Below are 20,365 nucleotides of genomic sequence, written 5' to 3' on the forward strand. Positions count from 1 at the left end.
CGGCCAGCATCCGCGCGAACGCCCGGTACGTGTTGGCCCCGAAGACCATCCGCTGCGCCTCGCTGTACACGGCGAGGCGGTGGTCGAGCAGCTCGGGGCCCTGCTTGCCCCAGTAGCCGCGCCAGTCGCCGCTGGCGGCGCCGAAGCCGTCGAGGCTGGAGAAGACGTCGAAGGTGTAGGTAGCGGTCATGATGCTCTCCTCAACTAGCGGTTGATCAGGTGTTGGGGATACCGGCGGTCGACCACGGCGAATATTCATCGCCGCTGGCCTCCTGGAAGCCGGCCGCCCCGGATGCGGCCCCAGGACTTGGCCACGGCCAAGACGGTGGCGAAGGGTCAGCGTGGTCAGCGACACGGCGGGGAAAGAAGGCACCACGGTGCGTGGCGGCACACCAGATGCAGTCAGGCCCGACCGGCGGAATCAGATGAAGCTGTACCTCATCCAGAACCCCGGCCTCGATCGCCCACTGCGCTGTGTGTGCGCCGATCACCTGCAACCGTCGAGCGGCACCGACATGTCGAGCACTGATGCAGCCAAGCCAACCTCTCGTGTTCGATCCAATCCAGTTTCCGCGCGGGTATGCCCGGCGTGATCTCCGGTACGGAGGCAATCATGACGCTGTTTCAGATCAGCTTCAGGTTGGATCGGCGCCCGTGTCGTCAGCCGCCGGCCCGTTGGCGCCCCGCTGCTATCGCATGATCGACCAGCGCAGTTGGCCTCGGACCGGCCCGCCCGAGGCATCCGCAGATGGGTACATCCGGATACCGTGCCGATCATCCCTACCGCCACCCAACGGCGCGGGCCGGGTTGTCGACGCCTCCCTCGTCTCGACCGAGGGAGAGCCGGGGAATGCCGACGTGTAACGACACGACCGGTGCGACGCGCGACCTCGACCGAGACGAAGTGAGGCCCACTCACGTCCGACAGCACGCGCCCCCTGATCGGGGTTCGCGCTGCTCAGGGGAGGTTCTGGCTGTTCGGGGGCGGAGGGCGTGGGATTCGAACCCACGAGGACGTTGCCGCCCTACCGGTTTTCAAGACCAGCGCCATCGGCCACTAGGCGAGCCCTCCCGGGGCCGTGGTCGTCGATGGAACGGCGGTCCACGGCCGTGCCTAGTGTGCCATGGCCGGCGGCCGGCCGGGCGTACCCGGCCGGGAGGCCACCGGCCGGATCGACAGGCGTACCCGGCAGGATCGACGGCGCCCGGGGGGTGACGGGCGTACCGGCGGGCACCGCCGACCGTCGTCGGGTTTGACCAACCGGACCGGACTCCGGGCCGAGGCGTGGGGCGGAAACAGGATGGGGTAAGACTGGACCGATGAAGGCGATCACGATTCCCGAGCCGGGCGGGCCCGAGGCGTTGGTCTGGGCCGACGTGCCCGAGCCGACCCCCGGACCGGACGAGGTGACGCTCGACGTCCGGGCGAGTGCGGTCAACCGGGCCGACCTGCTGCAACGCCAGGGGCACTATCCGCCTCCGCCGGGTGCTCCGCCGTACCCGGGCCTGGAGTGTGCGGGCGTGGTCAGCGCGGTCGGTGCGGAGGTGACCGGCTGGAGTGTCGGCGATCCGGCCTGCGCGCTGCTCAGCGGCGGCGGCTACGCCGAACGGGTGGCGGTGCCGGCCGGGCAGCTCCTGCCGGTGCCGGAGGGGGTCGACCTGGTCGACGCGGCGGCGCTGCCCGAGGTTGCCTGCACGGTCTGGTCCAACGTGGTCCAACTGGCCCGGCTCGGCATCGGGGAGACGCTGCTCGTACACGGCGGCGGCAGCGGCATCGGCACCTTCGCTATCCAGCTCGGCACGGCCCTCGGCGCCACCGTACTGGCCACCGCCCGGGGCAACAAGCACGACCGGCTTCGCGAGTTGGGCGCCAGCGGGGTCATCGACTACGCCGAGGAGGACTTCGTCGAGGCGACGAAGCGGCTCACCGACGGCCGGGGCGCCGACGTGATCCTGGACATCATGGGCGCGTCCTACCTGGGTCGCAACGTCAAGGCGCTGGCCACCGGCGGTCGGATCGTGGTGATCGGCCTCCAGGGTGGCCGCAAGGGCGAACTGGACCTGGCCGCGCTGCTGGCCAAGCGGGGCTCGGTGGCCGCGACCGCGCTGCGCTCCCGACCCGCCGTGGAGAAGGCCGCGATCGTCCGGGGCGTACGCGAGGAGGTGTGGCCGCTGGTCGAGTCGGGCGCGATCCGCCCGGTGATCTACCGTCGGCTGCCGATGTCGGAGGCGGCCGAGGCGCACCGGATCGTGGACTCCAGCGACCACCTCGGCAAGGTGCTGCTCACGGTCGAGTGAACCGCCCGGACCGTCGAGCGAGGACCGGGACGGCCCCGTCGGCCGATCAGCCGGTCGGGCACCGGCTCAACCGACTAGTCAACCGGATCAGCGGGACTGATCGACCGGATCAGCCCGGCTCTTCACCGGATCGGCCGGCCGCTCCGACCCGGCGGGCGGGGCGGGCAGCATCCGGCGTGGGCCTGGGCCCTGCGCGGCCAGCTCGTCGTCCGGGTTGTAGAGGTTGCAACCGCGCAGCGACAGGCAACCGCAGCCGATGCAGTTGGTGAGGTCGTCGCGCAGCCGGGTCATCAGGTCGATCTTCTCGTCCAGCCGGCGACGCCACCTCGCGGAGAGCCGCGCCCAGTCGGCCTTGGTCGGGGTACGCCCGTCCGGCAGCTCGGCGAGCGCCCCCCGGATCTCCTCCAGTGACACCCCGAGCTGCTGGGAGATCCGGATGAACGCCACCCGGCGCAGCTCGGCCCGGTCGAAGCGCCGCTGGTTGCCTCCGGTACGCCCGGCCCGGATCAGCCCGAGCCGCTCGTAGTAGCGCAGTGCCGAGGTCGCCACGCCGGAGCGGGCGGCCAGCTCCCCGATGGTCAGGGTCTCCTGCCGCACGGCGATCCCCCTCACAGACGGTCGGACCGGATCGATAGCTGTCCCGGAAAAGCCTTGAGTTGAAGCGAGCTTCAACTTGCAGGGTAGAGGCATGACCACGACAGCCACCACGCCAGGGCGTACCCGCCCGTCCGCACCGCACGTCCGGCGCTCCGGCCTCCCGGCCGCACTCGGTCCGCTGCTACGCCGGCTGACCGGTGACGAGAAACACGCGCCCAGCGCACACTCGACCCTCGACGTGCTCTGGGTGCTCTACGACCGTATCCTCCGGGTCTCCCCGGCGACCGCCGACGACCCCGACCGGGACCGCTTCCTGCTCTCCAAGGGGCACGGACCGGCCGCCTACTACGCGGTGCTCGCCGCCAAGGGGTTCATCCCGGAGCACTGGCTCGACGACCTGGCCGGCCCGGAGAGCCGGCTCGGTCACCACCCGGACCGGGTGCTGATCCCCGGCGTCGAGATCGGCACCGGCTCGCTCGGCCACGGCCTCGGGCTGGGCGTCGGCACCGCGCTCGGGCTCCGCGCCCAGGGCTTGGACCAGCCCCGGGTCTACGTCCTACTCGGCGACGCCGAACTCGACGAGGGATCGAACCACGAGGCGATGGCGTACGCCGGCGCGACCGGGCTGGGCACGCTCACCGCGATCGTGATCGACAACCAGTCCGCCAGCCACGGGTGGCCGGGCGGGATAGCCAGCCGGTTCACCGTGCACGGCTGGTCCGCCAGCACGGTCGACGGCCGGGACCACGACGCGATCGAGACAGCACTCGCCGCCCACCGACCGGAGCGGCCGCACGTGGTCGTCGCGGTCGTCGAACCGAAGGAGTGACCGACGATGCGCGACACCTTCGTCAACACCGCCACCGCACTGCTGGCCGACGATCCGCGTACCGCGGTCGTGCTCGCCGACATCTCGGCGTCGAGTTTCGCGCCCGCCGCCCGGCAGCACCCGGACCGGGTGCTCAACGTCGGGATCCGGGAGCAGTTGATGGTCGGGGTGGCCGGCGGGCTCGCCCTGACCGGGCTGCGCCCGATCGTGCACTCGTACGCCACGTTCGCCGTCGACCGGGCGTACGAGCAGCTCAAGCTCGACCTCGACCACCAGGGGGTGGGTGCGGTGGTGGTCAGCGTCGGCGCGTCGTACGACGGGGCGAGCATGGGCCGCACGCACATGTCCCCGGGCGACGTGGCCCTGCTGGACACCCTCACCGACTGGACGGTGCACGTGCCCGGGCATCCGGCCGAGGTGCCCGGGCTGCTCCGGGCCGCCGTCCGGCACGACGACCGGGTCTACCTGCGGCTCTCCACCCAGGTCAACGAGGTGCCACTGCCCGGCGCCGGGCGGCTGGCGGTACTGCGCCGGGGTTCGGCCGGCGCGGCCCTGGTGGTGGCGGTCGGCCCGATGCTCCACCCGGTGCTGGCGGCGGTCGCCGGGCTGGACGTGACGGTCGCGTACACCCACACGCCGCGCCCGTTCGACGTCGTCGGACTGCGGGAACTGGTCGGCGCGGCCACCTCGGCCGGTACCGCCCCGGCGGTGGTGCTGGTGGAGCCGTACCTGGCCGGTACGTCCAGCGCGCTGCTCGGCACGGTGCTGGGCGGGGTACCACACCGGTCGCTCTCGCTCGGCGTGGGCCGCACCGACCTGCGCCGGTACGGCGAGCCGGCCGACCACGCCCGGTGGCACGGCCTCGACCCGGCGGGCCTGCGCCGGTCGATCACCGAATTTCTCGGCTGACCACCGCTGCGACCGCACCCCTGGCCCGTAGCCGGGTCGGGGGTGGCCAGCCGGCCGTCTCAGCGCTGGCCGGGGGTCTCCCGACGGCGGGTACGCTCCCGGCTAAGGATCAGCAGCGCCTCGACGCCGTCCTTCCAGGTGATCTTCTTGCCCTCTTCCCGGTTGCGGGCCCGGTAGCTGATCGGCACCTCGTACGGGCGGATCCGGCGGCGCAGCAGCTTGCCGGTCACCTCCGCCTCCATCCCGAAGCCCCGGGAGCGGACGTCCAGCGAACGGTAGAGCCCGACCGGCATCAGCTTGAAGCAGGTCTCCAGATCCCCGATGTAGGAGTTGAACAGCACGTTGGCGGCGGTGGTGACAGCCTTGTTGCCCATCACGTACCAGAAGCTGTAGGCGCTGTGGCTGCCAAATGTCCGATTTCCGTAGACCACCGTGGCCCGGCCGTCCAATACCGGGGCGAGCAGCTTCGGGATGTCCTGCGGGTCGTACTCCAGGTCTGCGTCGAGGATCACCATGTATTCGCCCTCGGCGTTGTCCACCGCGGTCCGGATCGCCGCACCCTTGCCGGCGTTGCGGGGATGGGTGATCACCCGGAGCCGGGTGTCGTCGGCCCGGCCGAGGATCTCTCCGGTACCATCACGGCTGCCGTCATCGACCACGACGAGTTCGATCTCGCACGGATAGTCGACCGCGAGGGCTTGCTTGAGGGCGTCCGCGATGCGTTCTTCCTCGTTGTAGACCGGCATGAGGATCGAGAGCTTCACGGGGATCTCCACGGTGCCGACAACAAATCGGCCCTAGCCTAGCCTGATTACCGGCCTCCGCCATGCCTGGCATCCGCACCCGGCCTCCCGGATCACCTCCGTTCGGCGGGGTCGGAGCGGGCCGGCGGCGGGGTCGGAGCGGGCCGGCGGCGGGGTCGGGGTAAGGAGCGGCCACCCCCTCGGAGGTGACCGTTCTGCCCTCCGGCCAGTAACCAGACGGTGAAACCCGCGCCACCTTCCGGGGGCGTACCACCGGTTTCCGGGGGGATACTCGTGGCCGCCCGACGTCGGCTCGGCCGGTGGCCCCGCTGCTGACCGGCGGCTCAGACGGCTACGGCGGGGCTGAGTCGCGGTGCGCGGGCCGGTGCGGTCAGTCGGGCCGGCAGAGCCGCCGCCGTCGGCAGCGGGCGGTGCCCGGTGCCGAGCACGGCCGGGCGGTCGACCGGCGCGGCGGAGTTCGCCACCCCGCACCGGGCCGCCATCTTCGGCCGGAAGACCTGGCTGAACAGGGCGTCGAGCTGCCACATCTGGCTGGGCCGGTCGGCCCGGATCAGAAACCGCTCGCGTACGCCGTCCACGGCGGTCGCGGCCAGCTCGACCATCGAGGCTCGGGGGTCGGGGTTCCACGCGACGTTGTTGAGGTGCCGCAGCTCGGTGTTGAGGTGCAGCCGCAGCCGATGCAGCAGCCGGGTCTGCTCAGTGACCACCAGCCGGCGGGTGGTGAGCAGCAGCAGGCAGCCGTGCACGGGCTGTTCCGGGCGGGTGCACCGGGTCACCAGCACGGTGACCTCGCCGGCCGGTACGCAGTTGCGCAGGACCGGCAGGTGCCGACTCACGGTCGGGCTGGCCACCCCGGTCTCGGCGGCGGCCGGCAGGAACGTTCGACAGAACACATCCACGCCTTTCCCAACGAGATCCGGCCAGGGATGACGCGGCCGAGGCATGGATGAGAATGAAATTATAGAAGTTCCACGATGGTGGCGTTGGCCATCCCGCCGCCCTCGCACATGGTCTGGAGTCCGTACCGGACGCCGTGGTCCCGCATGTACTGGAGCATCGTGGTCATGATCCGGGCGCCGGAGCCACCGAGCGGATGGCCGAGGGCGATCGCCCCGCCCCGGGGGTTGAGCCGCGCGGGATCGGCCTCGGTCTCGGCCAGCCAGGCGAGCGGCACCGGGGCGAACGCCTCGTTCACCTCGTACACCCCGATCTCCTCGATACCGAGCCCGGCTCGGCGCAGCGCCCTGGCGGTGGCCGGGATTGGTGCGGTGAGCATCAGCACCGGATCGTCGGCGGTGACCACGGCGGTGTGGATCCGGGCCAGCGGTCGCAGGCCGCGCTGCCGGGCCCACTCGGAGGTGGTCACCGCGAGCGCGGCGGCACCGTCGGAGATCTGCGAGGCGGAGCCGGCGGTGACCACCCCGTCGGCCCGGAACGGGGTCTTCAGCTCGGCCAGCCGCTCCAGGCTGGTCTCCCGGCGGATTCCCTCGTCGGCGACCGCCTTCGCGCCGTCCGGTACGACCACCGGGACGATCTCCGCCTCGAAGGCACCGGCATCCTGGGCGGCGGCGGCCTTCTGGTGACTGGCCAGCGCGTACTCGTCGAGCTGTCGCCGGGTCAGCCCCCAGCGGGCGGCGATCAGCTCCGCGCCGACGCCCTGGTTGAACGGCACCGGTTCGTCGGCGGCGAAGCCGGGCGTACCCCGGTAGCGGTCCCGGACCAGGTCGCCGTAGGGCAGGCCGGTGCCGGCCGGTCCGGGTGAGATGCTGCTGCCCATCGGCACCCGGGTCATCGACTCCACGCCACCGGCGACCACCAGGTCGGCCTGGCCGGAGGCGACCGCCGCCGCCGCGAAGTGCAGCGCCTGCTGGCTCGACCCGCACTGCCGGTCGAGCGTGGTGCCGGGCACCGACTCCGGCCAGCCCGCGGCGAGTACGGCGTTGCGGCCGACGTTCCAGGCCTGCTCGCCGACCTGGGAGACGCAGCCCCAGATCACGTCGTCCACCTCGGCCGGGTCAAGCCCGGCGCGTTCGGCGAGCGCCGTGAGCACCCGCGCCGAGAGGTCGACCGGATGCACGGTGCCGAGTGCTCCACCGCGCCGCCCGACCGGGGTTCGTACCGCACCGACGATGACCGCGTCCGCCATGTCTACTCCCCAGTAACTTGGCTACTCCGATCCTACGCCGTCGGTGGGTGGTGACCGGAAGAGGTCCCGCCGCACCGGTCCGCCCGGCGGCGGCGACCCGTGACCGCGCCCGGACGGCCGCCCGGGATGGTGATGGCATCCTGGACCCGTGCACTCCGAACCGGACACTCCCGCACGGCGCTGGCGCGTCGAGACCGCGCTGCCGGTGTGCAAGCTCGGCGGCGCGGCCCTCTTCGTCGCGCTCGGCGCCCTCTTCGCCGACGGCGACCCGGTACGACTCGGCATCGGACTGCTGGTCGGAGCCGTCCTGCTCGGCTGGGGCGTACGGGACCTGGTGGCGCCGGTCCGGCTCGCGGTGGACCCCGACGGGGTCACCGTGATCCAGGGCTTCGCCGGACGGCGGCACATCCCGTGGTCGGAGATCGAACGGATCACCGTGGACACCCGGCCCCGCCTCGGGCTGGCGACCGAGACGCTGGAGATCGACCGGGGCGCCTCGCTGCACCTGTTCAGCCGGTACGACCTCGGGGTCGCGCCGCGCGAGGTCGCCGAGGTGCTGCACGCCGTACGCGCCGGCGGCCCGGCCGGCGGCGGCCCGGCGTACTGAGCCGCCGGGCCGCCGGATCCGGCGGTCGGTCGTCGCGTCCGGTGCCCCGCCGAGCTTCAGGCGAGCAGGGCGGCGGACTGCATCAGGGTCAGGCCGGTCAGTACCAGTCCGATCACCGCACCGCCACCGACCTGGAAGAGCGTGCGGCGGGACCGGGGCGCGTAGGCCAGCACCAGGGCCATCGCCGCGCCGGCGGTCAGCCCGCCGAGGTGACCGGCGATGGAGATCCCGGGTACGGCGAAGGTGAAGACCAGGTTGACCACGAGGATCGGGATCACCGACGAGGTGTCCCGACCCAGTCGACGCATGATCACAAAGAGCGCGGCGAAGAGCCCGAAGATCGCGGTCGACGCGCCGACTGTCCGGGCGTTCGCCGGGCTGAACAGGTAGGCCGCGACGTTGCCGCCCACCCCCGCGACGAGGTAGAGCGCCAGGAACCGGAGCGGGCCGAGAGTGGCCTCCAGGGAGCGGCCCAGCACCCAGAGCGCCCACATGTTCATCAACAGGTGCAGCAGCCCGTAGTGCAGGAACATCGCGGTGAAGAGCCGGTAGTATTCACCGGCCGCGATGCCCTCCTCGACGCCGAACGGCCCGACCCGGTCCAGGCCGAGCACGGCGCCCCAGTCAGTCAGCGGGGTCGCCCCGCCGAGCAGGCCACCGAAGCCGGCCCCGGCCACCGCGTCGCCGCCCCGGGCGGTGTAGATGGAGAGCAGGATCAACGCGATGTTGATCCCGATCAGCACCTTGGTGACGTAGCCCCGGCGGCCGGCGGCACCGCCACCGAAGACGGTCCGCGCCGGCCGCTGGCCGCGGCGGCCCTCCGCCACGCACTCCGGGCACTGGTGCCCGACCGATGCCTCCCGCATGCAGTCGGGACAGATCGGCCGGTCGCACCGGGTGCACCGGACATAGGTCTCCCGGGACGGGTGGCGGTAGCAGACCGGTGTGGTCGGCGGCGACTCGCTCATGCCGCTGCTCCGCTCATGCCCGACCTCCGCCCGCTACGACTCATGCAGGCAAAGGTACCCGGGATCGACGTCAGCCGTCCTTACGCGCGATCTCGACGCGCTCGATGACCACATCCTGGAGCGGCCGGTCCTGTGCGCCGGTCGGGGTGTTGGCGATCGCGTCGACGACCTTCGCCGACTCCTCGTCCGCGACCTGGCCGAAGATGGTGTGCCGGTTGTTCAGGTGCGGGGTCGGCGCGACGGTGATGAAGAACTGCGAGCCGTTGGTGCCCGGACCGGCGTTCGCCATCGCGAGCAGGTACGGCCGGTCGAACCGCAGGTCCGGGTGGAACTCGTCGGCGAAGTTGTAACCCGGGCCACCCCGGCCGGTGCCGGTCGGGTCACCCATCTGGATCATGAATCCGCTGATCACCCGGTGCGAGATGGTGCCGTCGTAGTACGGTCCGCTGCCCGGCTGGCCGGTGCGCGGGTCGGTGTACTGCCGGGTCCCCTCGGCGAGTTCCACGAAGTTCCGCACGGTCTTCGGGGCGTGGTTCGGAAACAGCTCCAGCCGGATCGGACCGGCGTTGGTGTGCAGGGTTGCGTAGGCGGCCTCGGCCACGAGTACTCCTCGATCGACATGCCGCTGGCCGCGAGGTGCCGGCCGGCGGGACGGTCCGCCGGCCAGGAGGCGCAGGCCGGCGCTGGTAGGTGTTTCTATGCGGATCCTCCCATGTGCCCGTTCTGGCAGTGCGGGCGCATCCGAGGGTGCAGGATGACGGGGGAACAACACCCAAGGAGGTGGGGACCGGTGTTTGGATTCGGGGGGCGCAGATCCCGCAGGAAGCTCGTCAAGGCCGAACTGGGCGAGAGCCTCGATCACCTGATGCGCGCGGCCACCCACGCGGCGTCCGGGGTCGGGGCAACGGTGGGGCCGCGGGCGGACGCCGCCCGGGCCTATCTCGCGCCGACGGCGACCAGGGTGCGGGCGACGGCGTCGGACGGCTGGGAGTCGGCGATGACCAGGTTCGCACCGTTGGCCACGGCCGCCACGGACGGCGCCCGCCAGGCCGGCTCGGTCGCCCGTAAGGCGAGGTCGAAGAAGATGAGAGCGATGCGGAAGAAGAACTCGATGATGCGTCGACGCTGGCCGGTCCTGACCGGGCTGTTGGTCGCGGGGGCGGTGGCCGGCGCCATGGGCGCGGTCGCGATGCGGCGGCGCGGGCAGCGCCCGTGGGACGAGTACGACCCGGCGGCCACGCTGGACGCCGTACGCGACGACGCCGCCACGATCATGGGCAACTCGGCGGGCGGCATGACCCGGGAACCCACCGGGCCGAAGTCCGCGCCGATGGAGAAGGCGAAGGACCGTACGGCGACGGCCGGCGAGAAGATCTCGACCGGGCCGATCACCGAGGGGGCCAAGAAGGTGGCGACGAAGAGCGGCGACAAGTCCGACGGGCTGCTTGGTACGGCCGCGTCGCGCAACAGCGGCAACTGAGCGCCCCGGTGGTACGGGCGCACCACCCGGAGCGGTTCCGGGCAGGTGGCGTCGTCCGGGGACGGTCACAGCGGCGTGGGGCGGGAACGCCCCACGCCGCGACCGTACGCGCCGCCGGTGCGGATCAGAGCCAGCGGTTGCGCCGGAACCAGCGGTAGAGGCCGAGCGAGATCAGCAGCATCAGCGCGAGTACGACCGGATAGCCGTACTTCCAGCCGGTCTCCGGCATGAAGTCGAAGTTCATCCCGTAGATGCCGGCGATCGCGGTCCAGACCGCGGCGATGGCGGCCCAGGCGGCGATCTTGCGCATGTCGTTGTTCTGGTCGACCGTGACCTGGGCCAGCCGGGCCTGGAGGATCGAGTTGAGCAGGTCGTCGTAGGAGTTGACCTGCTCCACCGTGCGGGTCAGGTGGTCCTGCACGTCCCGGAAGTACCGCCGGATCTCCTTCGGCACCTCCCGGTTGACCTGCGCGGTCAGCGTCATCATCGGGCGTTGCAGCGGGACGACCGCCCGCTTGAACTCGACCAGCTCCCGCTTCATCTGGTAGATCCGCTGGATCCGGCCGTGCGCCTGCCGGGCGAAGACCTCGCCCTCCAGCACGTCCAGGTCATCACCGACCCGGTCGGTCACCTCCAGGTAGATGTCCACCACCCGGTCCATCACGGCGTACGCCACCGCCCACGGCCCCTGGCGAAGGATCTCCTGCCGGGCCTCCAGGTCGGAGCGGACCGGCGCCAGCCGGCAGGCGTCCCCGTGCCGGACGGTGAGCACGAAGTTCGGCCCGATGAAGAGCATCACCTGGCCGGTCTCGATCACTTCGGAGTTCTCGGTCAGCTCGCCGTGCCGGACGTACCGGACGGTACGCAGCACCAGGAAGCTGACCTCGCCGAAGCGCTCCAGCTTGGGGCGCTGCTCCGCCTTGACGGCGTCCTCGACGGCCAGCTCGTGCAACCCGTACGCCGCCGCGATGCCGGCCATCTCCGCCTGGCTCGGTTCGTGCACGCCCAGCCACACGAAGGCGCCGGGCTGCTGCCGCGCGGCGTCCAGCGCCTCGGCGTAACCGAGCTGTCCCGGCTGGCGTACGCCATCGACGTAGAGCCCGCAGTCGACCACGCCCTGCCCGTCCGGCCGGGAGTTCTCCGGGGTCCGCTGCTGACCGACCTCGGTGCTGAGCATCCGGGTCACCGCCCGCACCGGTGCCGTCCAGGCCCGGGGTCTCGGCCGGCTGTTCCCACTGACCGCCACTCGATCGGAATCGGTTTGATCCGGCATCGCCACCGCCCCCTTTCGGCCCGTTCGGTCGCGGGTTGCAGCGTACGCCGCCGGCACTCGGCGCCGGACATGTCGCGGATCACCCCTGGCGGCGCCGCTGGTGGGACGTGTTCGCCAGCGCCGGCCCGGAAAAGTGGCGCCGGGTGGACCGTCCACGTCGGGGGGTAAGGTGCGGACGGCCCACCCGGCACCGTGGGGGCGGGGGTTCTGTTCCGGGCGCGCCAGCCGCAGCCGGAAGCCTGCCGTCCCGGGGCGGAACGAGCGGCCTCCACGCGAGTGGCGCTCGCAGCATTGTGGGCCGGCTACCGGCGCGTAGGAAGCCCCGAAATTCGCCGACGGCCACTATTGTCAGATATCTGACAGAAGATTCCCACCGAAACGCCCGGTCGGCTTGACATCCGCCCGCCGGCCGAGCGACCGAAGGCCCCGCCCCGGCACCGCCCACCCGCTCCGGACGCGAAAAGCCGGGGTACGGCCACCGGGCGGTGTTCGCCCCGGCGGCGTACCCCGGCATCCGTCGCACCGGTCAGCCGTGGAACACCGGTTACTCGCGTACCGCCCGCACCGCGTCGGCGAGCCGGCGGACCCCCTCGTCGATCTGGTCGACGGTCACCCCGGAGTACGCCAGCCGCAATGCGTGCTGGCCCCCCTCCACCAGGAAGTCGCTGCCCTTGACGACCGTGACGCCCCGCTCGGCCGCGGCCGGCGCCAGCCGGTCCACGTGCACGTTCTGCGGCAGCTCGATCCAGAGGAAGTAGCCGCCGTTCGGTTCGGTGAACCGGGCGTCCGGGATGTGCTCCCGCAGTGCGGCGGCCAGCGCGGCGGCCCGCTCGCCGAGCGCGGTGCTGACGGTCCGGATCGACCGGTCCAGGTCGCCGCTGACGCAGAACTGGTGCACGATCGCCTGGGCCACCATGCCGGGCGAGATGTAGAGGTTGGTCGCCTCCTTGGCGATGTCCGCGATCAGCGGGGCGGGGCCGACCAGGTAGCCGACCCGGACGCCCGGGCAGACCGTCTTGGTGAAGCTGGAGGCGTGCACCACGCTGCCCTGCCGGTCGAGCGAGAGCATCGAGGGCAGGGGTTCGCCCCGGAACCGGATGTCCGCGTACGGGTCGTCCTCGAAGATCGTGAAGTCGTACTCGGCGGCGAGGTCGAGCAGGGCCTGCCGCTTCTCCGCCGACAGGGTCACCCCGGCGGGGTTCTGGAAGTTGGGGATGATGTGCGCCAGCTTCGGGCGTACCCCGGACTCGAGCAGTTTGCCCAGCTCGTCGGTGTCGACTCCGTCCGGCTGGATGGTGACCGGGTGCAGCTCACCGCCCTGGCGTTGCAGGTTGAGCAGGGTCCGGTCGTAGGTCGGCCGCTCCACCACGACCGCGTCGCCGGCGCGTACCAGGTGCTGGAACAGGAACGCGTCGGCCTGGAGGGACCCGTTGGTGACCAGGACCTGGTCGACCTCGACGCCGTGCTTGTCGGCGATCCACTTCCGCAGGGGCGGGTATCCGACGGATGTCCCGTACCCGGTGATGCCGGCGGGGTCGGCGTCGAACGCGCGTCCGGCCGCGGCCTTCAGCCCCTCGATGTCGACGATGTCCAGCGACGGCGCCCCACGGGCGAAGGAGATCAGCTGCTCGACAGTCATGACTACCCAGCGTACGGGCGCTGCCAGCGTCCCGGGCGGAGGCACGACAATGTCCGTATCTTGGGCGACCGAAACCGGCCGGCGGGCGATTCGCCCCGGCTGGTGACGGTCCGGCGCCCGCTGGACGGGACGGCCGGACCCTCGGGCTTCGGGTCGGTCAGATCGAGGCGACCGCCGGGGCGCCGACCCAGACCCGGACGATGTCCCGGACCGAGATCATCCCGATCACCTCGCCGTCGTCCAGCACCACCAGGTGCCGAAAGCCGCCCCGGGACATCGCCTCGGCGGCCTCGTGCACCGTCCAGTCCGGTCCGGCGTAGACCACGTCCCAGGTCAGGTGCGCGGCGGTCCGTTCGACGTCGACGTCGAGGCCGGCGCCGACGGCCTTGAGCACGTCGCGCTCGGTCATGATGCCGATGCCCTCGGAGTCGGGGTCGACGACGACCGCGGAGCCGACGCCCCGCTCGGCCATCATCTCGGCGGCCTGCCGGAGGGAGTGCTCCGGGCCGACCACCAGGACATTGCTGGACATCGCTTCACGTACCCGCATCACTCATCACATCCTTGGGACGGGGACACCGGTTAGGGACAGACTGGACGCTCCGCCGGGGAACCACAAGCGGCGGTGTGGGCGGCGGGACCGGGGTGGCTAGTCTCGACGCGTGTCCACAGAGCCCCTACGCTGCGCCGGAGCCCTGATCGTCGACGACGAGGGCCGGATCTTCATCCAGCGACGGTCCCCTCACCGGAAGCTCTTTCCCAACACCTGGGACATCGTCGGTGGTCACCTCGAACCGGGCGAGACGGTCGAAGAGGCGCTGTTCCGTGAGGTCACCGAGGAGACCGGCTGGACCGTCTCGCTGGTGCTGGGCACGGTCGGCGAATACCGGTACACGCCCGAGGACGGCATCGACCGGATCGAGACCGACTTCCTCGTCCGGGTCGACGGCGACCTCGCCCGCCCCCGGCTGGAGGCGGGCAAGCACACCGAGTTCCGGTGGCTCGGCGAGGACGAGGTCGCCGTGCTCGACGAGCACCGCGACGTCAACGACGGGCTGATCCGGCGGATCGCGGAGGACGGTTTCCGCGCCCTGCACCTGATCGGCCTGTGAACGACCCGGTCCCGCTCGCCCCGCACCAGGCCGCCGCGCTGGTCTGGCCGGCCGTCGACCGGGTCTTCCGCACCGTCATGGCGACCACCCGGGTCCGGGGCGGCGCCGAACTGATCCAGAGTTACGGCGGGCCGGCCGCGACCGGCTTCCTGATCGACTTCCGGACCCGGCTGGCGGCGCCCGGCGGCACCATCGACCGCGCCGGGCTGGCCGCCCTGCTCCGCTACGGCGACCTGGCCGAGTGCCAGCGGGTACTGGACAAGCAGGTCGCGCACGGGATGCTGTACCGGCTGCCGGACGGCGGCGTGCTGGCCACCGAGCGCGGCCGGGCCTTCCTGGCCGAGCTCGCCGAGCTGCACGCCGAGGTGACCGGGGAGATCTGGGCCGGGCACCCCGAACGGGTACGCCGGCTCGTCGGCATCCTCGGCCGGTTGCTCTCGGCCGCGCTCGACGAGCTGCGTCCCGCCGAGCTGCCGGTACCGGGCACCGGGCACGGTCACCTGCCACCCAACCCGGCCGAGACCGTCCCGGTCGACGGGCCGACCGACGGGCGGGCGTTCGAGGCGGTGGCACCCCCGTACGAGCCGGACGGCACCCCGCCGGGCGTGCTGCTGCTGAACCGGCTCGGCACGCTCCGGTACCACCGCGCCGACGCGCACGCCGCCGCGTGGCAGGCCGCCGGGCACACCGCCCGGAGCATCGCCGAACTCGCGGCGGGGCCGGAACGGCTCGCCATCGAGCTGGAGACGGACCGTCGGGCGGCCGGCCCGTACGCCGGGCTGACCCCGCCGGAACGGCTGCGGCTCCTCGCCGACCTGGCCGCGCTGCCCGGTTGAGCACCGGGCCCGCCCGCCTCCCGGAAGAGCTGCCGCAGCTCGCCTTCCGTTACCTGCCTCGACGGGTGGTTTCCGCCCGTTCACCCAGCGTTGCATCGACATGGGTTAGCCGGCTGTTTGCCGGGAATTCGTACTCCTGACACGCAGCGCTATCCTCCGTGCGTTGGACGTGTCGCGAGGAAGGACCCGGAATGATCGGTGTGGTACTGGCCGCGGGGGCGGGTCGCCGGCTGCGGCCGTACACGGACACCCTGCCCAAGGCACTCATTCCGGTCGACGGCGAGACCACGATCCTCGACATCGCGCTGCACAACCTGGCCGAGGTCGGGCTGACCGACGTGACCGTGGTGGTCGGGTACGCGGCCGAAGCGGTCGAGGCCCGGCAGTCCGCTCTCTCCGACCGGTACGGCGTGAAGCTCAGCCTGGTGCACAACGACCGGGCCGAGGAGTGGAACAACGCGTACTCGCTCTGGCTGGCCCGGGAGCACTTCGCCCAGGGCGCGCTGCTGGTCAACGGCGACACCGTGCACCCGGTCGACGTGGAGCGGACCCTGCTCGCCCGGCGCGGCCCCGGCATCCTGCTCGCGGTCGACACCGTGAAGAAACTCGCCGACGAGGAGATGAAGACGGTCTTCGACGACTCCGGCCAGCTCGTCCGGATCAGCAAGCTGATGGACCCGGCGCAGGCGTACGGGGAGTACATCGGGGCGACCGTGATCGAGTCCCGGGTCGCCGGTGAGCTGGCGGACGCGCTGGAGGCGACCTGGCGGCGCGACCCCAACCTCTACTACGAGGACGGCTACCAGGAGTTCGCGCAGCGCGGTGGCGAAGTGCGGGCGGCACCCATCGGCGACCTGCCCTGGGTCGAGGTCGACAACCACGAGGACCTGGCCCGAGCCCGGGAGATCGCATGCCACTACTAGCCCGTACCGTCAACACCCCGCTGGTGATCGACGTGCGCCGCGGCGCGGTCGCGGACCTCGGCGCGCTGCTGGCCGACCGGAGGATCTCGGCCGGCGGCGAGGTGGCGGTGGTGGTCGGCCCCGGGCAGGGCGAGCGGATCGCCGAGCTGTGCCGGCCGGGTCTCGGCAACGCCGACGTCTTCACCGTGACCGGCGGCACCCTGGACGCGGCCCAGGAACTCGGTGAGAACCTGCGCCGCCGCTCCTACGACGCGGTGGTCGGGATCGGCGGCGGCAAGACCATCGACACCGCCAAGTGGGCCGCCTCGCGCTACGGCATCCCGATGGTGACCGTGGCGACCAGCCTGGCGCACGACGGCATCGCCTCGCCGACCGCCTCGCTCGACCACGACGGCGGCAAGGGCTCCTACGGGGTGCACATCCCGATCGCCATCGTGGTCGACCTGGACTTCGTGGAGAACGGCCCGGACCGGCAGACCCAGGCCGGGATCGGGGACGCGCTGAGCAACCTCAGCGCGGTCGCCGACTGGGAGCTGGCCCACCGGGTACGCGCCGAGCCAATCGACGGGCTCGCCGTCACGCTGGCCCGCTCCGGTGCCGAGGCCCTGCTCAACCACCCCGGGAAGATCACCGACGACGCCTTCCTGACCACCCTGGCCGAGGCGCTGATCCTGGGCGGGATCGCCTCCTCGATCTGCGGCTCGACCCGGCCGGTCAGCGGCGGCTGCCACGAGATCTCGCACGCGCTGGACCGGCTCGACCCGGGTGCCGCGTCGCACGGCGAGCAGGTCGGGCTCGGCGCGCTCTTCTGCACCTACCTGCGCGGCGACCTGGAGCGGTTCGGCCAGCTCGCCTCCTGCCTGCACCGGCACGGGCTGCCCACCACCCCTGCGGAGCTGGGGCTGACCGACGAGGAGTTCGTGGCCGCCGTCCACTATGCCCCGAGCACCCGGCCGGATCGATACACCATTCTGGAACACCTCGACCTGGCTCCTGACGCGATCGGTGAACGGCTGGCAAACTACGGCGATGCAATCCGTGAACATCTCGGCTGACCTGGTGTCCCCGCCCACCGCCGCCGACTTCTACCGGGTCAACCGGGGCGGTGGCCTGTTCAGCGAGGCGATCAGCCAGCGGATCGGCGCCGCCCTGGCCCTGGCCGCGCACCGGATGGGGCTGCCGCCCACCGCGCTGACCATGGGCAACCTGGTGCTCGGGCTGGCGGTGTCGGTGACCGTGGTGACCCTGGCCGGGCCGGTCGCCGCCGGGGACGTACCGGCCTGGGTGGTCGGGCTGGTCGCGCTGCTCGGCTGGCAGTTGGCGTACGCCCTGGACTGCGCGGACGGGCAGCTCGCCCGGGTCACCGGCCAGGGCAGCCCGGCCGGCGCCCGGGTGGACGTGCTCTGTGACGTGGCAGCCCAGATCGCGCTGGTCACCGCGCTGTCGGCGACGGCGGTGGCGCAGCGGCCCTCGGCACCGATCTGGCTGGTCGCGGCTTTCGCCGGCACCTGGATGGTCAATCTGGTGACCTCGGTGATGGCGGCCGGCCCGAACGCGGCCAGCATGGTCACCTCGACCTCGCTGCCGGTCCGGCTGGTGAAGCTGATCCGGGACTACGGTGCGGTGATCTTCCTGGCCGGGCTGGTGCTGACCGTCGTACCGGAGTGGACCACCTGGCTGATCGCCGCGTTCACGGTCGTCAACGGCGGCTTCCTGCTGGCCAGCATCGCCTTCTCGGCCCGCGCCTCGCTCCGCTGACCTCGGCCGCACCCGTCGGGCCGCACCGGCGGCCGGCGGGTGCGACGCGCAGGCCGACCACCGGCCGGGGTGGTCAGCGCCGCGCCAGCCCGGCGTAGACGTCCAGGAGTTGCTTGGTGACCACGTCGGGGTGGAAGGTGCGCTCGTAGCGGGCCCGGGCCAGCGGGGCCACCTCGGCGGCGGTCTGCCGGGCGGTGGGCAGCGAGGCAGCCAGCTCGGCCGGTTCCGGCCGGACGAGCCAGCCCGCCGCACCGGCCGGGTCGTCCGCGCCGACCAGGTACGGGATGCCGCCGAGCGCGGTACCCAGCACCGGGCGGCCAGCGGCCAGCGCCTCGATCACCACCGTGGGCAGCACGTCGTGCCAGGTCGGCACGGCCAACACCACGGCGGTGGACCGGAGCGCGGCGGCCACCCCGGCCCGGTCCAGCGGGCCGAGGAACTCCACGTCGGCACGCTCGGCGGCGGCCGCCTCCGCCAGCGGGCGCAGTTCGCCGTCCCCGGCGATGCGCAGCGGGCCGAGCGCGCCGTCGGGGTGCCGGCGCCAGGCGTCGAGCAGCAGCCCGACCCCCTTCTCCGGGGAGAGCCGGCCGAAGAAGAGGAAGCCCTCGCCGAGCGGCGCCGGGATGCCGGGATCCGGGATGCCGTTCGGCTTGACCACGATCCGCTCGGCCGGGATGCCGTAGTCGCGCAGGTGCGCGGCGATCCCGGAGGTGAGCGCGATGTAGCGGTCCACGGAGCGCCAGGTCGGCCGGTGCACGGCCAGCGTGGTCGCCATCAGCGCGCTCTGCGCCCGGGAGCCCCGGTAGCAGCGGTGCACGATCGCCGGCACCCCCAGGGCCCGGCCCCGGCAGTCCTGGCAGATCTTGCCGTCCCGGAAGTAGAGCCCGGAGGAGCAGACCTGCCGGTAGTTGTGCACCGTCTGCACCACCGGTACCCCGTGCCGGTGCGCGGTCCGGACCACCCAGGGCGAGAGCAGCGGGTACGGGTTGTGCAGGTGCAGTACGTCCGGCCGGTGCTCGGTGATCAGCCGGCTCAGCTCCTGCTGCGCCTTTGGCGCGTAGATCGGCGAGATCGGCAGCAGCGCCTTGGCGGCCGGCGAGAACTCCGCGATCTCGTCGGAACTGCGCAGGAAGGGATGGACGGTCACCCCGGCGGCCCGGAGCTGACTGATCTCCTGGTCGACGATGGTGTTCTCGCCGGACGGCTGCGCCTCGCGGTACCGGTTGTGCGCCACGATCACCTGCACGCCGGTCGCTCCTCCTCCATGATCACGTCCTCCCGCCGTCCGCGCGTCGGGCGCGTGGCCGGGATTGAACGCTACCGTTTATCTCGTGCCTGAGTTACCTGAGGTGGAGGCGCTCGCCGGCTACCTGCGCGAGCGGGCGGTCGACCGGCGGGTCGACCGGATCGAGGTGGCGGCGATCAGCGCCCTGAAGACGTACGACCCGGCGCCGTCGGCGGCCGCCGGTCGGGAGGTCGTGGGCGCGGGCCGGCACGGCAAGTTCCTCGACGTGACGCTGGCCGGCGACGGTGTGCCGGAGCTGCACCTGGTGGTGCACCTGGCCCGGGCCGGCTGGCTGCACTACCGGGACGCGTTCAACTCGGGCGTGCCGCTCAAGCCCGGCAAGGGCCCCATCGCGCTGCGGGTACGCCTCGACGACGGGTCCGGTTTCGACCTGACCGAGGCCGGTACCCAGAAGAAGCTCGCCGTGTACCTGGTGACCGATCCGAGCCAGGTGCCCGGGGTGTCCCGGCTCGGGCCGGACGCGCTCGCCGCCGACCTGTCCACCTTCGCCGAGCGGCTGCGCGGCCGACGGGGCCAGGTGAAGGGCGTGCTGACCGACCAGGAGGTGCTGGCCGGGGTCGGCAACGCGTACTCGGACGAGATCCTGCACGCGGCGAAGCTGTCGCCGTTCGCGCTGACCAACCGGCTCACCGACGAGCAGATGGCGGCGCTGCACGAGGCGACCCGGCAGGTGCTCGGGGACGCGGTGGCGCGATCGCTCGGTCAGCGGGCGGCGGAACTGAAGGGGGAGAAACGGGCCGGATTGCGAGTGCACGCCCGGACCGGGCTGCCCTGTCCGGTCTGTGGCGACACGATCCGTGAGGTGTCGTTCGCCGACTCCAGCCTGCAGTACTGTCCGAAATGCCAGACCGGCGGCAAGCCGCTCGCCGACCGCCGGCTCTCCCGGCTGGTCCGCTGACCGGGGTCGACGCCGCTCCCGC

At 72.1% G+C, this 20,365-nt stretch carries 21 protein-coding genes, 1 tRNA gene and 1 pseudogene; 11 read left to right on the top strand and 12 right to left on the bottom strand.

Going from position 1 to position 20,365, the window contains the following annotated elements:
- A pseudogene (locus AAH979_RS39115) lies at window positions 1–190 on the bottom strand (deaminase); the annotation flags it as partial.
- Between the two features lie 795 nt (window positions 191–985).
- A tRNA-Ser gene (locus tag AAH979_RS39120) sits at window positions 986–1,072 on the bottom strand.
- A gap of 248 nt (window positions 1,073–1,320) precedes the next feature.
- Between AAH979_RS39120 and AAH979_RS39125 the strand changes: the two genes are divergently transcribed.
- The gene (locus AAH979_RS39125; RefSeq protein ID WP_346263160.1) at window positions 1,321–2,298 is read left to right on the top strand and encodes an NAD(P)H-quinone oxidoreductase; all 978 of its coding nucleotides are present in this window, start codon (window positions 1,321–1,323) and stop codon (window positions 2,296–2,298) included.
- Window positions 2,299–2,385: 87 nt separating this feature from the next.
- On the opposite strand, the gene soxR is transcribed toward AAH979_RS39125, so the two are convergent.
- Window positions 2,386–2,895, bottom strand: coding sequence for a redox-sensitive transcriptional activator SoxR (soxR, locus tag AAH979_RS39130; protein ID WP_346263161.1), 510 nt, complete (start codon window positions 2,893–2,895; stop codon window positions 2,386–2,388).
- Window positions 2,896–2,986: 91 nt separating this feature from the next.
- Here soxR and AAH979_RS39135 point away from each other — a divergent pair, with 91 nt between their 5' ends.
- Together AAH979_RS39135 and AAH979_RS39140 are read left to right on the top strand one after the other, a co-directional pair.
- Entirely contained in the window at window positions 2,987–3,724 is a 738-nt protein-coding gene (locus AAH979_RS39135; protein ID WP_346263162.1) for a transketolase, read from the top strand.
- Window positions 3,725–3,730: 6 nt separating this feature from the next.
- Window positions 3,731–4,633, top strand: coding sequence for a transketolase (locus tag AAH979_RS39140; RefSeq protein ID WP_346263163.1), 903 nt, complete (start codon window positions 3,731–3,733; stop codon window positions 4,631–4,633).
- Window positions 4,634–4,692: 59 nt separating this feature from the next.
- On the opposite strand, the gene AAH979_RS39145 is transcribed toward AAH979_RS39140, so the two are convergent.
- The 3 genes from AAH979_RS39145 to AAH979_RS39155 all read right to left on the bottom strand — a co-directional run bounded on the left by AAH979_RS39145 (window position 4,693) and on the right by AAH979_RS39155 (window position 7,543).
- On the bottom strand, window positions 4,693–5,397 hold the full coding sequence (locus tag AAH979_RS39145) for a glycosyltransferase family 2 protein (protein WP_346263164.1): 705 nt from the start codon (window positions 5,395–5,397) through the stop codon (window positions 4,693–4,695).
- 323 nt (window positions 5,398–5,720) lie between these two features.
- The gene (locus tag AAH979_RS39150) at window positions 5,721–6,296 is read right to left on the bottom strand and encodes a hypothetical protein (RefSeq protein WP_346263165.1); all 576 of its coding nucleotides are present in this window, start codon (window positions 6,294–6,296) and stop codon (window positions 5,721–5,723) included.
- 59 nt (window positions 6,297–6,355) lie between these two features.
- A complete protein-coding gene (locus AAH979_RS39155; RefSeq protein ID WP_346263166.1) occupies window positions 6,356–7,543 on the bottom strand; it encodes an acetyl-CoA C-acyltransferase in 1,188 nt (395 codons plus the stop codon).
- Between the two features lie 148 nt (window positions 7,544–7,691).
- Here AAH979_RS39155 and AAH979_RS39160 point away from each other — a divergent pair, with 148 nt between their 5' ends.
- Window positions 7,692–8,150: a PH domain-containing protein gene (locus AAH979_RS39160; RefSeq protein ID WP_346263167.1), complete on the top strand. Its 459-nt coding sequence runs from the start codon at window positions 7,692–7,694 to the stop codon at window positions 8,148–8,150.
- A gap of 56 nt (window positions 8,151–8,206) precedes the next feature.
- On the opposite strand, the gene AAH979_RS39165 is transcribed toward AAH979_RS39160, so the two are convergent.
- Together AAH979_RS39165 and AAH979_RS39170 are read right to left on the bottom strand one after the other, a co-directional pair.
- Complete coding sequence (locus AAH979_RS39165) at window positions 8,207–9,118, bottom strand: rhomboid family intramembrane serine protease (RefSeq protein WP_346263168.1); 912 nt, start codon at window positions 9,116–9,118, stop codon at window positions 8,207–8,209.
- A 70-nt stretch (window positions 9,119–9,188) separates the two neighbouring features.
- Window positions 9,189–9,719, bottom strand: a complete 531-nt coding sequence (locus AAH979_RS39170) for a peptidylprolyl isomerase (RefSeq protein ID WP_346263169.1) — start codon at window positions 9,717–9,719, stop codon at window positions 9,189–9,191.
- 189 nt (window positions 9,720–9,908) lie between these two features.
- On the opposite strand from AAH979_RS39170, the gene AAH979_RS39175 reads away from it, so the two are divergent.
- Window positions 9,909–10,598 carry a hypothetical protein gene (locus tag AAH979_RS39175; RefSeq protein ID WP_346263170.1) on the top strand — a complete coding sequence of 230 codons (690 nt, stop codon included), beginning with the start codon at window positions 9,909–9,911 and terminating at the stop codon, window positions 10,596–10,598.
- 124 nt (window positions 10,599–10,722) lie between these two features.
- On the opposite strand, the gene corA is transcribed toward AAH979_RS39175, so the two are convergent.
- From corA to AAH979_RS39190, 3 genes are all read right to left on the bottom strand, one after another.
- Window positions 10,723–11,871, bottom strand: a complete 1,149-nt coding sequence (gene corA, locus AAH979_RS39180) for a magnesium/cobalt transporter CorA (protein ID WP_346263171.1) — start codon at window positions 11,869–11,871, stop codon at window positions 10,723–10,725.
- 544 nt (window positions 11,872–12,415) lie between these two features.
- Window positions 12,416–13,510 (bottom strand): PLP-dependent aminotransferase family protein, encoded by a 1,095-nt coding sequence (locus tag AAH979_RS39185; RefSeq protein WP_346263172.1) that lies wholly within the window; start codon window positions 13,508–13,510, stop codon window positions 12,416–12,418.
- Between the two features lie 157 nt (window positions 13,511–13,667).
- Window positions 13,668–14,060, bottom strand: a complete 393-nt coding sequence (locus AAH979_RS39190) for a CBS domain-containing protein (RefSeq protein WP_346263173.1) — start codon at window positions 14,058–14,060, stop codon at window positions 13,668–13,670.
- A gap of 112 nt (window positions 14,061–14,172) precedes the next feature.
- Between AAH979_RS39190 and AAH979_RS39195 the strand changes: the two genes are divergently transcribed.
- The 5 genes from AAH979_RS39195 to AAH979_RS39215 all read left to right on the top strand — a co-directional run bounded on the left by AAH979_RS39195 (window position 14,173) and on the right by AAH979_RS39215 (window position 18,139).
- Window positions 14,173–14,622, top strand: a complete 450-nt coding sequence (locus AAH979_RS39195; protein ID WP_346263174.1) for an NUDIX domain-containing protein — start codon at window positions 14,173–14,175, stop codon at window positions 14,620–14,622.
- Entirely contained in the window at window positions 14,619–15,458 is an 840-nt protein-coding gene (locus tag AAH979_RS39200) for a hypothetical protein (protein WP_346263175.1), read from the top strand. Before AAH979_RS39195 ends, AAH979_RS39200 begins: the two co-directional genes overlap by 4 nt.
- A 191-nt stretch (window positions 15,459–15,649) precedes the next feature.
- Complete coding sequence (locus AAH979_RS39205) at window positions 15,650–16,381, top strand: phosphocholine cytidylyltransferase family protein (RefSeq protein WP_346263176.1); 732 nt, start codon at window positions 15,650–15,652, stop codon at window positions 16,379–16,381.
- Window positions 16,369–17,436, top strand: a complete 1,068-nt coding sequence (locus tag AAH979_RS39210) for an iron-containing alcohol dehydrogenase family protein (protein WP_346263177.1) — start codon at window positions 16,369–16,371, stop codon at window positions 17,434–17,436. The genes AAH979_RS39205 and AAH979_RS39210 overlap by 13 nt, the downstream gene beginning before the upstream one ends.
- Entirely contained in the window at window positions 17,411–18,139 is a 729-nt protein-coding gene (locus AAH979_RS39215; RefSeq protein WP_346263178.1) for a CDP-alcohol phosphatidyltransferase family protein, read from the top strand. The genes AAH979_RS39210 and AAH979_RS39215 overlap by 26 nt, the downstream gene beginning before the upstream one ends.
- Before the next feature lie 73 nt (window positions 18,140–18,212).
- Here the strand turns inward: AAH979_RS39215 and AAH979_RS39220 are convergent, their stop codons facing one another.
- Window positions 18,213–19,385 carry a glycosyltransferase family 4 protein gene (locus AAH979_RS39220; protein ID WP_346263179.1) on the bottom strand — a complete coding sequence of 391 codons (1,173 nt, stop codon included), beginning with the start codon at window positions 19,383–19,385 and terminating at the stop codon, window positions 18,213–18,215.
- Between the two features lie 85 nt (window positions 19,386–19,470).
- Here AAH979_RS39220 and AAH979_RS39225 point away from each other — a divergent pair, with 85 nt between their 5' ends.
- The gene (locus AAH979_RS39225) at window positions 19,471–20,343 is read left to right on the top strand and encodes a DNA-formamidopyrimidine glycosylase family protein (RefSeq protein ID WP_346263180.1); all 873 of its coding nucleotides are present in this window, start codon (window positions 19,471–19,473) and stop codon (window positions 20,341–20,343) included.
- Window positions 20,344–20,365: the final 22 nt, after the last annotated feature.

Origin of the sequence: Plantactinospora sp. ZYX-F-223 (genome assembly GCF_039649625.1) — a bacterium.
Lineage (GTDB): Bacteria > Actinomycetota > Actinomycetes > Mycobacteriales > Micromonosporaceae > Plantactinospora.